Origin of the sequence: Streptomyces alkaliterrae (genome assembly GCF_007097205.2) — a bacterium.
In the GTDB taxonomy this organism is placed as follows: Bacteria; Actinomycetota; Actinomycetes; order Streptomycetales; family Streptomycetaceae; genus Streptomyces; species Streptomyces alkaliterrae.
Genome location: NZ_VJYK02000616.1, coordinates 1 through 1,037, shown reverse-complemented (window position 1 = coordinate 1,037; position 1,037 = coordinate 1). Strand labels below are relative to the sequence as shown.

The 1,037-nt window shown below is 56.3% G+C and carries 1 protein-coding gene; it reads left to right on the top strand.

The window, feature by feature from the left end; all coding sequences use genetic code 11:
• Window positions 1-453: hypothetical protein (locus FNX44_RS29350; protein WP_228450317.1), on the top strand; the 453-nt coding region annotated here is incomplete at its 5' end.
• Window positions 454-1,037 lie beyond the last annotated feature (584 nt).

Below are 1,037 nucleotides of genomic sequence, written 5' to 3'. Positions count from 1 at the left end.
GGCCTGACCCCCGCCCCCAACCCTCTCACTTACGTAGTCAATCCCTGCGCTCTGATCGACCCGCTGGGGCTTTCTCCTTGCGAGGAGGGGCCGAAACGCGGCATCGTTGCCCGACTCAGAGAGAAGCTCTTCCCTCCGAGTGCGGCGGAAATAGCTGATGCTGATATGCGATCGAGGCGGCGTCCTGTTAGGTTGGGCGATTTGGATGGAGTGCGACTGCCGGATTATGGAGATGTGTTGAAGACTGGAATGTTGCAGGGGTTGGATGATGATACTCTCTTGCGTGCTATCAACGATCCAGACGAACTGGGCGCTGTAGTGACCATCGTTGATGATGGAGATGGTCCTGCCGTTGCTCAAGGGAATCATCGAATCGCGGAAGCGTTGAGGCGCATGAGGGACGCCAGTCACCCGGGCATCACGCCGAGTACTGAGATCCTGGTTCTCTGGTGATTCTAAGGAGGATTCAGTTGGTGCTGTCCAAGGTTCGCTCCAGGGGTGTTCTGTCTGCTTATGGGTGGCCAGTTCCGCGTAAGATTGGAAAAGTGGATTCTCCGGCCCTCCTGAGTCTTGTAGCGACAGCGGAAAACCGTGGCTACAGTGGTCGCTGTGGGGGTCTCGATATTCGAGGTGAAGGCTATTGGTATGCGGTCGTTCCGGTGCTTCTGGAGAGCACTCCAGAGGAGGCATGGTTGTGTAGAGTGTTGGAAATTCCGGAAGACCCGGCCAAGGCTGTAAGGTCTTCGAATAAGCTCAGATTCTATCGACTTGATGTTTCGTTTCGGGATTTCCGGAAGATGAGAAAGCTTGATCGGGTAGGTGTGTCTATTCTCGTGCATCATCTTCTCGGGCGATGCTAGGTCGGGCCCGAGTCGCAATGCGCTTTCCTGTGTGGTCAACACCTCGTCGCGTCCAGTCACTTGGCTCTCAATCTCGTACTACCCGCTTCCGGCGTGCGCAGGGAACGCACGTTGATGGGGAAGATCAGCCTGGGTAGGGGCATGCTTCTGAGGGCTTGGGTGTAGTTGGGGGAGGGT